This is a genomic window from Floricoccus penangensis (assembly GCF_001832885.1).
GTDB classification, from domain to species: Bacteria; Bacillota; Bacilli; order Lactobacillales; family Streptococcaceae; genus Floricoccus; species Floricoccus penangensis.
Map to the genome: position 1 here is coordinate 63,755 of NZ_MKIQ01000002.1, position 16,080 is coordinate 79,834.

At 35.0% G+C, this 16,080-nt stretch carries 11 protein-coding genes; 3 read left to right on the forward strand and 8 right to left on the reverse strand.

Annotated features, from left to right (window positions below; all coding sequences use genetic code 11):
• Positions 1 to 13: 13 nt before the first annotated feature.
• Positions 14 to 1,708, reverse strand: a complete 1,695-nt coding sequence (dnaX, locus tag BG262_RS00940; RefSeq protein WP_070787018.1) for a DNA polymerase III subunit gamma/tau — start codon at positions 1,706 to 1,708, stop codon at positions 14 to 16.
• Positions 1,708 to 2,202 (reverse strand): free L-methionine (R)-S-oxide reductase MsrC, encoded by a 495-nt coding sequence (locus BG262_RS00945; RefSeq protein WP_070787019.1) that lies wholly within the window; start codon positions 2,200 to 2,202, stop codon positions 1,708 to 1,710. Before BG262_RS00945 ends, dnaX begins: the two co-directional genes overlap by 1 nt.
• A gap of 73 nt (positions 2,203 to 2,275) precedes the next feature.
• On the opposite strand from BG262_RS00945, the gene BG262_RS00950 reads away from it, so the two are divergent.
• The 3 genes from BG262_RS00950 to BG262_RS00960 are packed head-to-tail and all read left to right on the forward strand — an operon-like array spanning position 2,276 to position 4,989.
• Positions 2,276 to 2,545: a chorismate mutase gene (locus BG262_RS00950; protein WP_070787020.1), complete on the forward strand. Its 270-nt coding sequence runs from the start codon at positions 2,276 to 2,278 to the stop codon at positions 2,543 to 2,545.
• Positions 2,542 to 3,732, forward strand: coding sequence for a chloride channel protein (locus BG262_RS00955; protein WP_070787021.1), 1,191 nt, complete (start codon positions 2,542 to 2,544; stop codon positions 3,730 to 3,732). Before BG262_RS00950 ends, BG262_RS00955 begins: the two co-directional genes overlap by 4 nt.
• Positions 3,733 to 3,774: 42 nt before the next feature.
• Positions 3,775 to 4,989 (forward strand): chloride channel protein, encoded by a 1,215-nt coding sequence (locus BG262_RS00960; protein ID WP_070787022.1) that lies wholly within the window; start codon positions 3,775 to 3,777, stop codon positions 4,987 to 4,989.
• Positions 4,990 to 5,006: 17 nt separating this feature from the next.
• On the opposite strand, the gene BG262_RS00965 is transcribed toward BG262_RS00960, so the two are convergent.
• From BG262_RS00965 to BG262_RS00990, 6 genes are all read right to left on the reverse strand, one after another.
• Positions 5,007 to 6,461 (reverse strand): glutamate synthase subunit beta, encoded by a 1,455-nt coding sequence (locus BG262_RS00965; protein ID WP_070787023.1) that lies wholly within the window; start codon positions 6,459 to 6,461, stop codon positions 5,007 to 5,009.
• Entirely contained in the window at positions 6,461 to 10,975 is a 4,515-nt protein-coding gene (gene gltB, locus BG262_RS00970; RefSeq protein ID WP_070787024.1) for a glutamate synthase large subunit, read from the reverse strand. Before gltB ends, BG262_RS00965 begins: the two co-directional genes overlap by 1 nt.
• A gap of 157 nt (positions 10,976 to 11,132) precedes the next feature.
• Positions 11,133 to 12,473, reverse strand: a complete 1,341-nt coding sequence (glnA, locus tag BG262_RS00975) for a type I glutamate--ammonia ligase (protein ID WP_070787025.1) — start codon at positions 12,471 to 12,473, stop codon at positions 11,133 to 11,135.
• A 20-nt stretch (positions 12,474 to 12,493) separates the two neighbouring features.
• A complete protein-coding gene (locus tag BG262_RS00980; protein ID WP_070787026.1) occupies positions 12,494 to 12,871 on the reverse strand; it encodes a MerR family transcriptional regulator in 378 nt (125 codons plus the stop codon).
• A gap of 114 nt (positions 12,872 to 12,985) precedes the next feature.
• Positions 12,986 to 13,423, reverse strand: a complete 438-nt coding sequence (locus BG262_RS00985) for a hypothetical protein (RefSeq protein WP_070787027.1) — start codon at positions 13,421 to 13,423, stop codon at positions 12,986 to 12,988.
• A gap of 12 nt (positions 13,424 to 13,435) precedes the next feature.
• Positions 13,436 to 16,021, reverse strand: coding sequence for a glucosaminidase domain-containing protein (locus tag BG262_RS00990; protein WP_070787028.1), 2,586 nt, complete (start codon positions 16,019 to 16,021; stop codon positions 13,436 to 13,438).
• Positions 16,022 to 16,080 lie beyond the last annotated feature (59 nt).

Consider the following 16,080-nt stretch of genomic DNA (forward strand, 5'->3'; position numbering starts at 1 on the left):
TATAATGAAATTCTTAATCTTCTATCTCAATTATCTTCTCAGCTAAAAGATTCTTAAATTCTAATATCTCTGAATCATTATTTGAGGCATCATCTACAAGAACATTATCTGATGACTCCCCACTTGTTTCAGTTGATTGATTATCTCCACCCACGCGCGCTTGTTTTTTTCGATTAGCTACATATTCACTACGTAGCTCCTGCCAATCATTTTCTGATAAAGCGATCATTTCAGGAGACATTCCTATGATATTACTTAAATGATTACCTACTTGAGCAAGTAATGTCTTGTTAGACATGATCTTTCTTGCAAGATTTTCATGACCAAAAGTCACAACAACAAAATTCTTACTTGCTGCTACTGGAATTGTATTATTGAGTAAAGCCTGTTCACTTGGCCTAGTAAAATGTGCAACCAACTCATCCCAAGCATTGATCATTGATAAGCGATCCTCATTAGTTGCTTCTCCGAGCACCTTAAAAACACGTTCACGACTGTAATAAGCACTAGTTTTCACTGAACTACCATTATTACTATTATTCCCATTGGAATCAGTAGTCGCCATGTTCAAACTAGCATTATTTATCATTTTTTCTAATTCTCGCACTTGATCTCGAAGATTAGCAATTTCACTTTCAACATTAGCTGGGATTTCTACCATACTAGCTCCGGTTTGAACTTGACTCGGTCTGGTATTAGTCATCTTAATTGTCATAACATCAGCGATAATTTTAGTTTGAGCAGAAGATTTAAGAGTCTGCATGCTATCGCTGGCTATATCAATCCAATCAAAAATTAAATTTTTATCCACTTCTAAGTGATCTCTCAAAAGTAAATCACGTAAGGCAAACATTAGGTCTTCGGTAAAACGAAGCATATTTTTGCCCTGATCAAATAAGATATCAAGCTCTGCTAGAGCATTGTCAGTATCAAAGTTAAGGATAGCTGATACATAAGCATCCATTGCCTGACTACTAATACTACCCGTTACCAAGAGAGCATCTTCCAATGTAACTCTACCATCAGAAAGACTTAAGGCTTGGTCAAGTGTTGAAAGTGCATCACGCATTCCACCTTCTGCTGACTTGGCAATTACATCAAGAGCTTCTTCATCATATTCTACTGATTCATCATCAAGTACCTCTGCTAAATGTTTCTCAATAGCTGGGGTTGTAATTGACTTAAATTCAAAACGTTGAACACGAGAAAGAATGGTAGCTGGAATTTTTTGCAATTCAGTTGTCGCAAGAATAAATACAACATTCTCTGTTGGTTCTTCCAAGGTTTTCAAAAGCGCATTGAAAGCACCTGTTGAAAGCATATGAACTTCATCAATGATATAAATTTTATATTTAGCAACACTTGGCGCATATGTTGATTTATCACGAATTTCACGAATCTCATCGACACCATTATTGCTTGCTGCATCAAGTTCAATTACATCATCTAAATTACCCTTAGAGATTGACTCACAGATAAAACACTCATTACAAGGCTCTCCATCAACTTGATTAGGACAGTTAATTGCCTTAGCAAATATCTTTGCTGCACTTGTTTTACCTGTTCCACGAGGCCCTGAAAAAAGATAAGCATGACTTATCTGGTTATTTATTACTGCATTTTTTAAAGTTGTCGATACTACTTCTTGACCGACCATTTGGTCAAAACGTTGCGACCTATATTTCCTATATAAAGCTTGATAACTCATTATTTTTCTACCTCAAATTGAGAGAATTTCCATTCTGTTTTTTCAATTAATATTTCAACAAATTTTTCCAAATATTCTTTATCAATCTCATCGTAGTCAGCAACATTGATTGAATCAAGGTCAAGTACACCCAAAAGACTACCATTTTTTATCATTGGTACCACGATTTCTGAACGAGCTTTAGAATCACAGGCGATATAATTTTTATGTTTAGTGACATCATCAACAATTATTGTCTGTTCCTTCTCAGCACTTTCACCACAAACACCTTTACCTAATTTAATATTTACACAAGAGACACCACCTTGAAATGGTCCCAAAACCAGTTTTTCTCCATCGAAAAGATAAAAGCCTGTATAAACACTTTCTGGCAGAGTGGTCATAAGTAAAGCAGATGCATTAGATAAATTAGACAGGACGTTATTTTCATCACCTGAAATCAGTGCTTCTAATTGAGCTAGCATTATTTTATAATTATCGATTTTTTTATCCATATTTTCTCACCACTACTATCAAATTTGTTATAATGTATTAGATATATTATAGCAAAAAAGGAGTGTTTTTTATATGAACTTAGACGAAACTCGCAAACAGATTGACGATGTAGATAAACAAATAATTGAATTACTGGAAGAACGCATGAAATTGGTTCAAGAAGTTATTACCTACAAAAAAGAAAATAATCTTCCGGTTCTTGATAATTCGCGTGAAAATATTGTACTTGAAAAAACAAGGGAAAGGGTTGAAAATCCTATTTTTGCAGATTCAATTGTAGCTACCTTTCAAGATATAATGAAGAATTCTAGAAACTTTCAAGAAATCGAGCTTGAACAATGAAAAAGTATTATTCTGAAATTCTAATACTTTCTTTGCTTGCAATAATAATCGGAGTATTAACAGGTGCAGTCGATGCTTTCTTTGGAATTATTTTATTAAAATTATCTGATTTCAGAACAGAGTACTTCGTCTACTTAATCCCATTTTTGGCACCAGTTGGTGTATTTATAGCATGGTCATATCAAAAGTATGCTGGAAGAGCTGCAAAAGGAATGGGACTTGTTTTTGATGTTGGTTTTGGTAACGAAGATGTGATACCTTCTAAATTAATCCCATTTTCAATTATCTCAACATGGTTAACACACTTATTTGGTGGAAGTGCTGGTCGTGAAGGAGTCGCCGTTCAACTAGGTGCAACGATTTCTAATAATCTTGGAAATCTTTTAGGACTTAAAAAGTATAAACAGACTCTGGTAATTGTAGGTATGGCAGCAGGTTTCGGCGGACTATTTCAAACCCCACTTGCTGCTGCTTTCTTTGCAATTGAAGTGATGATTGCTGGTAAGTTAAATTATAAAATTTTACTCCCAGCCTTAATCGGGGCATTTACAGCAAGTTCTGTTTCAAATTTTCTAGGGCTAGAAAAATTCACTTTTAGTTTAAATAATATTCCAGATTATGATTATACACAAATTTTCAAAGTAGCCTTTTTGGGAATATTATTTGGTCTAATAGGTTTTTTGTTTTCATATTTACTAGCTTATGCTAAAGTTAAATTGACAAAACTTTTCCCCAATCCTTTAATTAAGATTGCAGTTGGTGGAGTGATACTTTCTATATTAATGTTTATCTTCTTTCAAGGAAGATATTCTGGTTTAGGAACTAATCTAATAAGCATTGCCCTAGATGAACAAAAAATCTATAGCTTTGATTTTATACTTAAACTCCTACTTACTATTTTAACTTTATCTGTTGGATTTCAAGGTGGAGAAGTGACCCCTCTATTTGCGATTGGTGCAAGTCTTGGCGCAATAATGGCTCCAATTTTAGGTCTTCCAGTCGCCTTCTGCGCAGCTCTCGGGTATGCATCAGTTTTCTCTAGTGCAACTAATACATTTCTAGCTCCTGTCCTGATAGGATGTGAAGTATTCGGCTTCAATACTCTTCCATTTTTTATAATTTCAATTGCTTTAAGTTATACATTTAACTTTAACAAATCAATCTATGGTGCACAAAAAGTTATCTAAGAATGTGTATAAATAGATCATATAGCCAAGAAGGACCTAGTTATGAAAAGCAAATATTTCTATCTCTTTATTCTTAGTATTTTTGCTCTACCAATTGGATTCATCATTGCTTGTTGCGATGCTCTGTTTGCAAATATTTTAATAAACATCACTAACTTTAGAATTGATCATTTTCATTTTCTAATTCCATTTCTTGCCCTTATTGGGGTAGTAATTGTTTATTGTTATCAAAAGTATGGTAGCAATATTAAACAAGGTATGACCTTAATTTTCAATGCTGCTTTTGATGATAATATAGACATCCCTCTGCGATTAGTACCATTTGCTATGATTAGCACTTGGCTCACTCATCTCTTTGGAGGAAGTGCTGGTCGAACTGGGGTATCCATGCAGATTGGAGCGACTATCTCAAGTAATATTAACAAATTTTTCAAATCCAAGCTTAAACAAAAAGATTTGATATGTATTGGTATTGCAAGTGGATTTACCGCAATGTTTCAAACTCCTCTTGCCGGAGCAATTTTTGCTGTCGAAGTAATGGAAGTTGGAAAAATCAACTATCAAGCCTTAATTCCATGCCTCATTGCGGCTTATACCAGTAGAGAGACGGTTAGGTTTTTTGGGCTTAAAACTTCTAACCCAACAATTGATAGCCTTCCTAATTTGTCATTTTCCAATATACTTAGTATTTGTCTTATTTCAATTATCTTCGGGATTGCAGGCCTTGGTTTTTCTTCCTTAATGTCTACCAGTAAAAAAGAATTTCCAAAAATACTGCCTAATCCTTTAGTTCGTGTAGCTGTATTGGGAAGTATTCTATCTCTGATACTTTTTCTAGCACATCAAGGACGATACTCTGGTCTTGGTTCAAATCTGATAAATCTAAGTTTTTCCGGAAAGCAAATATATAGCTATGATTTTCTCTTAAAAGCAGTACTCACTATTTTAACCCTTTCTATCGGATACCAAGGGGGTGAAGTTACACCTCTATATTCTATAGGTACTAGTTTAGGTATTATACTTGCTCCTTTATTTGGGTTACCACTTTATTTTTCAGCCTCACTTGGTTACGCTGCAGTATTTTCAAGTGCTTCAAATACTTTAATTGCTCCGATTCTTATAGGAGCTGAGACCTTTGGTTTCAATATGCTTCCATATTACATTATTAGCATCTCCATAAGTTATATTTGCAATTTCAATAAATCCATATTTGAGGGACAAAGATCCACAAAAAAAGTTGAATCGCTGTTTAGTTAGCGATTCAACTTTTTTTCTTATACTGCCTGACTCTCAAGCTCTTTTTGAGATTGAAAATCCTTATCAATTTTTTCTGCAGTTAATCGGCCTTCACGAATGCCCCAAATTACTAAACTAGGTCCACGCTTAGCATCTCCTGCAACAAAAACTTTTTCATTATTTGTTGAATTATCATCATAAACTTCTGTAACTTCAAACTGCTCAAGAATCTCTTTTTGAACTCCAACAAATCCCATAGCAAGCAGTACTAAATCTGCTTCAAGAATCTCTTCACTTCCAGGTACTGGCTGAAAACTTGGATCAACCTGAACTGTTTTAATTGCTTTTACATTGTTACTATCATCAACAATTATTTCAGTTGTTGATCTTGTATATTGAGTTAAGTTGATATTTCCAGCGTTAATAGCTTCTTCCTGTCCATAACCAAGACGATTTGTCATCGGATATTCTGGCCAAGGGTTATTTGCTGCACGACTTTCAGGAAGCTGTGGTGTAATCTCTAATTGTCTTACCGAAGCAGCACCAAGTCTTATGGCAGTTCCAATACAGTCATTACCAGTATCTCCTCCACCAATTACTATTACTTTTTTACCTTCAAGCGATTTAGGAAGTTTTTTATCTGCACTTTCAAGTACTTCCTTAGTAACCTCTGTTAAAAAGTCTACTGCAAATTGCACTCCTTCTGCCTGTCGACCAACTACTGGTAAATCCCTTGCCACTCCTGCACCGATTGCTAATACAATACGATTAAATTCAGAAGCTAGTTGATCATAAGATAAGTCCTTGCCAATCTCAGTATTTGCTTGAAATTTAATTCCAACTTCTTTCATTACTGAAATTCTACGATTAACTACATCCTTATCAAGCTTCATGTTTGGGATACCATACATTAGAAGGCCACCAAAACGGTCACTTTTCTCATAGACAGTTACTTGGTATCCTAGTCGATTAAGACGCCATGCAGCGGATAACCCTGCAGGACCCGATCCAATTACTGCAACCTTATAATCATATCTTTCAACTGGCATTCCTGATTCTTTGACCCAACCTTGTTCAAAGGCGGTATCAATAATAAATCGTTCATTATCATGTATAGTTACGCCCGAACCATTAAGAGCCTCTGTACACGATTTTTCACATGGAGAAGGACATACACGACCTGTCATCTCTGGAAGATAGTTTGTTCTAGTCAAACGTTCGAAGGCTTTTTTGAATTCTCCGCGGTAAACTAGGTCATTCCATTCTGGAATTAAATTATCATTAGGACAGCCTGAAACTGCTCTTTTGCCACCATAGAAGACACCAGAGTGACAAAATGGTATTCCACATGACATACAGCGTGCAGCTTGTTCCTGCCTTTCCTTTTCATCAAGAGGAGTTTGTAGTTCTTTAAAATCTAAAACTCTATCATTAACATCACGATAAGGATTATCCTTACGATCAAATTTTAAGAAACCAAATGGATCAGCCATTATTTTTCACCTCCTTTTACTTTTATAAGTTGATATTTTTCTTCTTTTGGCATTGTCATTGCAAGATTAAATGTTTGGTTAGTTAGATCAACACCATTAACACCTTCACTCTTCAATTTATATTCAATTGCCTTAATTTCATGGTACTCAGTTGGATAAACCTTGATAAATTTCTTAGATTCTTCATCCCAGTTTTCAAGAATTTCCTTAGCTTTATCACTCTCTGTATATTTGTAATGATTTTCAATCAGTTCCTTAAGAATTTCGTCACCAATAGTTTCATCAACTCTGTACAAGTCCACTAATTCATGGTTAACTCTCTGGTCAAAGTCACCTTTTTCATCGTATACGTAAGCAACTCCACCGCTCATACCAGCAGCAAAGTTACGACCTGTTGATCCAAGGATAACTGCAACACCACCAGTCATGTATTCGCAACCATGATCACCGATACCTTCAACAACAACGTGAGCGCCTGAGTTACGAACACAGAAACGTTCACCAGCACGACCTCTAAAGTATGCTTCACCACGTACAGCTCCAAAACAAGCGACATTACCGACTATTGGAGTATTTCCTACATCATAACCTGCATCATGTGGTGGACGAACAATAACACGCCCCCCTGACAGAGACTTAGCAATGTAATCGTTAGCTTCACCAACAAGAGTCAGTTCCATACCTTGAGTAATGAATGAAGCGAAGGACTGACCAGCAACACCAGTATATTGATACTTAATTTGTCCAGCTGGGAGTGTATAATTGCCGTATCTTTCAGCAAGCCATCCTCCCATACGGCTACCGACCGAACGGTTAACGTTGTTTATAGGTGATTTAATTTCAAGAGTCTGTCCATTTTCAATAGCTGCTTGGGCAAAAGAATCTAGTTCAACCCACTTACGGGTTTCTTCAAATGGATCAACTTTCTTGCTTCTAATTGGCAAAGTAGAACCAATCACACGACTAAAATCAAGCGAATTAATTTTTTCATCTGAGAAAATCTTCTGTTTGAGTACTTCAGTATGACCAACCATTTCATCTACTGTTGAAAATCCAAGATCTGCCATGATTTCACGGAGTTCTTGAGCCAAGAATTTCATTGTATTCACCACATGTTCTGGCTTTCCTGCAAAATGAGCTCTAAGTCTAGGGTCCTGAGTAGCAACCCCTACTGGACATGTATTTAAGCTACATACACGCATCATAACACAACCAATTGCAACAAGTGGCAGACTAGCAAAGGAGTATTCTTCTGCCCCTAGCAAAGCTGCTACTGCTATATCACGACCTGTCATAAGTTTCCCATCAGTCTCCAGGGTAACTCTTTGACGTAGATTATTTAAATGCAAAGTTTGATGTGCCTCTGATAAACCAATTTCCCAAGGAAGACCCGCATCTCGAACCGAGTTTCTAGGACTAGCCCCAGTACCACCATCATAACCTGAAATTACAACCTTGTCTGCACCAGCCTTTACACATCCAGTAGCAATTGTTCCAACACCTGTACTTGACACAAGTTTAACATTGATTTTTGCATAAGGATTAATGGCTTTAAGGTCATAAATCAACTGCGCTAAATCTTCGATACTATAAATATCGTGATGAGGTGGTGGTGAAATTAAGGTAACCCCTGGAGTTGAACCACGGATTTCTGCTACCCATGGGAAGGATTTCCTTCCTGGAAGTTGCCCACCCTCACCAGGTTTAGCACCTTGAGCAAGTTTAATCTGAATTTCTTCAGCACTCATTAGATATGCTGCATTTACACCAAATCGGCCACTTGCTACCTGTTTAATCTTAGAATTTACATTTCTTCCGTCTGCTTGTGGTTTAAAGCGATTAGCATTTTCTCCACCTTCACCACAGTTAGACTTCGCATCAATTGAATTCATTGCTTCTGCAAGACATTCATGAGCTTCCTGTGACAGTGATCCAAAACTCATGGCACCAACCTTAAATCGCTTAACAATCTCATCAACAGGTTCCACCTCTTCAATATTCAAAGGTTTTCGATCCCCTTTAAATTCCCAAAGACTTCTAAGAGTTGTTGGATTGTCTTTAGCTTCTTCGTCCATGAGTGAAGAATATTCTTTAAATTTTTCATAATCAGATAAACGTACTGCTTGTTGGAAAGTATACATTGTTTTTGGATTATATAAATGGTGTTCGCCATCTTCCTTGAACTGGAATGATCCTCCACTTGGCAAACTATCTTCTCGATGGTTGCTATAAGCATATTCTGTACGTTTTTTATATTCAGAATCAATCTGTTCAATTGATAGACCAGAAAGTCTGGTAACTGTTCCTGTAAAGTATTTTTCAACGATAGAATCTGAAAGCCCAACTGCTTCAAATAACTGAGCACCCTTATATCCTAGGATTGTTGAGATACCCATACGACTCATTACTTTAACGATACCTTTACTCGCTGCTTGACGGTAGTTATCAGCCAAATCATCTTTACCATAATCTACAAGAGTTTCATATGCTCCATATGGATGAATGGCACAAACACCGTAGCCAATCAGTACTGCAAAATGATGAACTTCTGTTACTTCTGCTGTATCAACGACTATGGAGAATTTTTTACCTTTGTTCTGTTCAACCATGTAATGGTAAAGACCAGAAGCTGCAAGCAAAATTGGCATTGGTGTTTTACCAGCTGTAAATTCACGGTCACTTAAAACAATAATATTAGTTCCCGCATCCACAAACATTTCAGCTTCTTTAAATAAATTTTCTAATGCATTAGACAACGAATTATTTACATCATAAAGAGTAGAAATTGTTTTACTTTTAAAATCTCCATTGTCTAAATGTGAGATTTTATTAAAGTCTTCCGTTGAAAGAACTGGATTATCTAATTTTAATTTTTTACAATTACTAGCAGCATCTTGAGTAATATTTGAATCACATCCTAGATAAACATCTGTGCTTATTACAATTTTTTCTCTAATAGCATCAATTGGTGGATTAGTAACCTGAGCAAATTGTTGTTTAAAGAATGTATATAGAGATTGATTATGTTTACTAAGAACAGCAAGCGGTGAGTCATATCCCATTGAAACAGTTGGTTCTTGACCATTTTCCGCCATAGGTATAATTACTTGTCTTACAACTTCATCAGTATAGCCAAATTGTTTCCACATTTGCTGACGTTTTTCATCACTTAAAGACTGTTCATTTTTCGATGAGGCAAATAAATCGGTATCTGTTAAATCAGATAGATGAGTCATATTCTTCTTAACCCATTCTTGATAAGGATATTCTTTAGAATAATGTTCTTTAACCTCCTCATTACGAATAATATGACCATTTATAGTATCTATAAGCATCATATTCCCAGGACCAAGAACTCCTTTTTCTACTATTCTGCTTGGTTCAAGATCTACAACTCCACTTTCAGATGAACAAATAATGAAACGATCACTAGTAATTGAGTAGCGACTAGGTCGAAGACCATTTCTATCAAGACGTGCCCCCACTGTATCTCCATCTGTAAAGACTAGAGCTGCCGGTCCATCCCATGGTGCCATAAAACTAGATGTATAGTCATAAAAGGCTGCTAAATCATCAGAAATCAAAGCTTCTTTGCTAGCTGCTTCAGGAATCATCATCAAAAGACTATGGGGAATATCACGTCCATTTTGATATAGATACTCCATACAGTTTTCTAGTTTAGCTGAATCAGAATTTTCTTTATTATAAATCTCAATATTATTACTCACCATCCAATTTTCAGCACCACGAAGTGTATTGATTTCCCCATTATGAGCTAAATATCTAAATGGTTGTGCACGATCCCAACTTGGAAAAGTATTTGTAGAAAATCGTGAGTGAGTAAGGGCAATATGTGATTTAAAGTCTTGCGATTTTAAATCAGGATAAAACATTCCCACTTGATAAGCATGAAGCATGCCTTTATAAACAATTGTCTTTGAAGATAAAGAGCAGATATAAAACTCTCTATTCTCAAAAGTTTTTTCTAAAATCCTTCGTACAATAAATAACTTGTCTTCAAAACTTCTTCCTGCTTCTATATTCGTAGGACGTTTAAGAATATATTGTAAAAAAGAAGGCATTATTTTTTGAGATGTAGGACCACAATTACCGAAAATGAAAGGGACTTCCCTAGTGAAAATGACCTCTATATTTTCTTCTTTGAATACTTCATCAATTTCTTTTAAAAGAATATTCTTTTCTTCATTATCCTTAGGCAAAAAGAATTGACCAACAGCGTAGTCACCTTTTTGAGGTAGGGTAGTGTTGCTTTTTTCAGCTTCTTTTACAAAAAATTCATGTGGCATTGCCAGTAGGATCCCTGCACCATCCCCAGTGTCTGGCTCTGCACCAGTTCCACCACGATGGTTCATTCGCTCAAGCATTGTTAATGCATATTCAACTAGAGTATGACTTGGTTGACCATCAATATGAGCAACAAAACCCATACCACAGGCATCTGACTCAAAAGATGGATCCCATAATGTAGTTTCTAAGGTTTCATTTTTATTCATTGTATATCTCCTGTCTTATAAAATCGTGAGTGTAGATATTATACCATACAATTTACAGAATAGTTTTAAATTTTCTGAAAATTGTAAAAGGTGTTTTACAAAAACGAAAAAAAGTACAATGCATGTGCACTGTACTCTTAGTTATTCAAAATATCTTTTAGTATAACTCTAGGTAATTATCAATTTCCCATTGTGATACATATTGTGCATATGATGCCCACTCAATACGTTTAGCTTCTACGAAGTTTGTATAGATATGTTCACCCATTGCATCTTTAACAACTTCATCTTCTTGAAGTGCTTTTACTGCGTTGCGGAGAGTTGAAGGAAGGTCAGTAATTCCTACTGCTTTTCGTTCTTCATCGGTCATAACATAGATATTTGATTCTACTGGTGCTGGTGGAGTTAATTTGTTAGTAATTCCATCAAGACCTGAATCAAGAAGAACAGCTAATGCTAGGTATGGGTTTGCTGTTGGATCAACTGAACGTAACTCTAAACGAGTTGATTTACCACGTGAAGCTGGTACACGAATAAGTGGAGAACGGTTACGTCCTGCCCATGCAACGTATACTGGTGCTTCATATCCAGGAACAAGACGTTTATATGAGTTAACAGTTGGATTCATAATAGCAGTGAAGCTATAAGCATGTTTCAATAGACCAGCAAGGAATTCGTAAGCTGTAGTTGAAAGTTCCATTTCTCCCTTAGGATCATAGAATACATTATTTCCTTCTTTATCAAATAATGACATATTACAGTGCATACCTGAACCGTTGATACCATATTTAGGTTTAGCCATGAATGTAGCATGTAATCCATGCTCACGCGCGATTGTTTTAACAACAAGTTTAAAGATTTGGATATTGTCACATGCTTCTAATACATTTGCATATTTAAAATCAATCTCATGTTGTCCAACTGCAACTTCATGGTGACTAGCTTCAACTTCAAAACCTAATTGAGTAAGAACATTTACAATTTCACGACGTGTATTATCTGCAAGGTCTGTTGGTGCAAGGTCAAAGTATCCACCTTGGTCATTCACTTCAAGTGTTGGAACACCATTTTCGTCTAATTTAAATAAGAAAAATTCTGGTTCAGGTCCTAAGTTAAATGAAGAAAAACCATGATCTTCCATTTTATGTAATGCACGTTTTAAGTTACCGCGTGGATCACCTGCAAATGGAGTTCCATCAGGATTATAAACATCACAAATTAGTCCTGCAACTTTACCGTTCTCAGCTCCCCATGGGAAGACAATCCATGTATCTAAATCAGGATATAAGTACATATCTGATTCATTAATTCTTACAAAACCTTCAATTGAAGAACCGTCAAACATCATCTTGTTATCTAAAATTTTATCCAATTGTTCATCAGTTGCTGGAACTTCAACATTCTTCAAAGTACCTGCAATATCAGTAAACATTAAACGTAAGAATGTAACATTTTTTTCTCTAATATCACGACGGATATCTTCTGCAGTAATTGTCATTTGTCTCTCCTTAAATTCCTTTACATGGATATGTGTCCAAAACTAGTGTCTGCTTTACCGTTAAATCTACTTTGACGTATTAGTTCATCCTCTAATAATCTACGCACTTCTTTATCACTCAAAGATTTAGACAATTTATTTTCTTGCTCAGCTTTATTTTTTTCATATACTTTTCTAATTTGAGCAATATTTAAACCATCACCAATATAATCTTTAATTTCTAAAAGTACATCAATATCATTTAAAGAATACATTCGCCTATTGCCATCGTTTCTTGCAGGAAAAATTAATTCTTGATCCTCATAGTAACGAATTTGGCGTGCAGATAGGTCGGTTAACTTCATGACAGTTCCTATTGGAAATACTGCCATTGATCGACGTAATTCTCTTTCTTTCACTTCGATCTCCTTTACAAAATATATTCTAACTATAATTTTCAGAAAAGTCAACCACTAATGTCATATTTTATGACATGAAAAGAGGAAGTATAATTATACTCCCTCTTTTTATTACTAAAATCCTTGTTCTTTTAAATAATCAATAAGATTTTTTCCTTTAGATGTTGCATCATTAATGTACTTACTAATATCTAGATCGCTGAAATCCCCATCATTCATACCAGCCTTCCGCATTTCTTCACGAGCTTCTTTAATAGACATTACTTTCGAAGCCTGATCTTTTATTTCTTTATTATCTTTTTCTTCTTGTGAATGATTTTTATTAGTATCATCACTTGTTTCTGATTCATTCGTAGATGTTGATGAGCTAGAACTTGATTTTATTTCTTCACTATTTTTATTTGAGCTTCCATCAGTAGAAGAACTTTTAGTCATACTAGAGGAAGTCGAAGTTTTATTTTCATTACTTTCTTTATTATTAGTAGATTTGTAAAAAACAAATCCAATAACCAAAATAATTAGTAAAATAATCGGTATGAATATTTTTTTCATCATTTCTCCTAACTAGTCTAAAGCATTTAAATTATAATTTTTAATTCTGTTTATCAAATTATTAGCATAGTTTGGATCAGTTGCATATCCTCCATTTTGAAGAGCTTGTGCAGCATTTTCAAAAGTCTGTGCCTTTGATTTAAGAACATTTGTATAGCGATCTGGATTCCCCGTAATTTTATTTACATAATCTTTCAAGCTATCAACTTGAGAAGGATACTTCCTGAATTTAGCTTTTACTGTAATTGATTTACCATCTACAAACTCATTAGTATCTTTCTCATAAATTTCTCCTGTCCATGACGAATCTGCTTTTACACCAAATAAGTTGTTTGCATTCATAGCAAGCTCACTTTGTCCCCAAGCACTTTCTGCAATTGTTTGACTCAGAATTACTGAAGCAAACAAATTGTTATTATTTGCAAGCTTAACTGCTTCTGGATAGATATTTTCAAACCATGATTTTTGACTATCGTTTAATGCATTAAGTTTTAATTCTGGTTTCACTTGTTTTTCATCATTCACAATTGATTCACTTGTTTGAGGAACTTCTTCTACTCTCGAAGGTTCAGTAGATTTCGGAATATCAGGTGAACTAGAAACGGAGTTATTATCTTTTTGCTGATTTTCAGGTTTCACATTTGGTTTTGGAGCTTTCGATATAGATGAATTTTCTTGAATTGTAATAAATGGAGTGCCATCTAGATTTACTTTATCACCTTTTTTATATAGTTTAATGTTTATTCCTTCTAAACGTTTAGACATACCAGAGCTTCCTGCAGGCTCACCATTTTTAGCCCAACCTAACCAACCTTTATCTTGTATATGGACACGATAATATACATCATAAATGTTTGATAAGTCACCAGTTAATTGAATCTTGATTCCTTCTAACCTTAATGATTGACCAGTTGTTCCAGATAATTGATTGTCACTCATATTTTTTTGCCATCCGATATTTTGAATATGAGTAGAGTAGCTCACTCCTCCTGAAACAGGAAGGTTATTTAGATTAATTTTAATTCCTTCTAACCTCAACGATAAGCCACTTGTTCCAGATAATTCACCATTAGAAACATATTTTTGCCATCCAATATCTTGAACGTGGGTTGAATAATTTACATTTGGAATTGGAGCTGGGGCTGGGGCTGGTTCTAGAAAAGCATCCGAACCTGTATTAAAAGATTGACCTTTAGGAACAAGTTTAACATTTATTCCTTCTAAACGTTTAGACATACCTGAGCTTCCCGCAGATTCTCCATTTTTGGCCCAACCTAACCAGCCTTTATCTTGTATATGGACTCGGTAATATATATCATACTTACTTGATACCTCGCCCTTCAGCCTAATTTTGATTCCTTCTAGTCTTAATGATTGTCCCGTTGTTCCAGACATTCTATTGTCACTCACCCATGGCAACCAACCTTTGTTTTGTACATGAGTTGTGTATTCAATACTTCCTTCTCCTGGCAAAGCAATCTTAATACCTTCAAGTCTCAATGATTGTCCGCTTGTACCAGACATTTCACCATTTTCAACATAATTTTGCCAACCAATACTCTGTACATGAGTTGAATATGCAATTGTATTTTCAGGATATGATACCTGTAGATTATTATTAACTACTGCAGAAGCTTTTTGACTACCATTATACGCATAAGCATGAACTGAATATGCTCCACTTTCAAAATTATGTTTAGAAGCATCAAAAGTAGCTAAATATTCGCCATCCTTTATTTTCTTCGCTTCATACCATTTAATATCATCTTGTCCATTTTTATTAGACCAGATAGGAACTTCTACTATAGTGCTTTTTACATTGTTAGTCTTAACTCTTACACTAAATTTACCATTTTTAGGATTTCCTTCAATGGTTGTACTTGTTATAATCGGTTTAATTAGCAATTTTTGTTTGTAATATTTATCAACTAGCTCTTTAAATTGGTACATATCATAAGATTGCCCAAAATATTGGCCACCTCTATTAGCCCAATACCAATCAGGGTCAACATGATCTGTCCCTCCCCATTTGTATGAAATATTTTTATGACTAGCTAAATTCCCATCCAAGTCCTTACTTGATTCAGATACAAGTTTTGGGTTTCCCATATCATACTTTATTAATTGATCAGCAGTCCAATTTGCTAAATTTGCAATTTGTTTAGCAAACTGGTCCTTCGATCTCACTCTTGTCTGTTCAATTTGTATACCATATCTATTACCAAATGGTCCTGACCCCCATGATTTTTTACTAGTATCAGCGATTGTTTTAAGAGAATAAGCATCTACAAATGAATGAACAAATGCATTCTCTTGATTTCTAACCATATAAGCAATCTCGCTATCAATAGTTGTATACTCGTTGGCAACTTCATGTATGATAACTAATGTTGGTTTACCTGCATTAAAAGTCATGCTTATACCACCATTTTTCGCTGAATCTTGCATTTCAATCTTATAGTCTACCGTTTCGTTTACAGGTTTTATTTTATTATTTAAAATATAATCATTAACTGCACTTGCAGCAAATACCCTTACTCCTGTTGTAAACGAGAACATCAAAACAATAAAACTCAACAAAAACTTCTTCATTTTCATTATAACTCCCTTTCAAAAGATCTTTGATTCAATTGTAACACATTTACTAATAATATTAA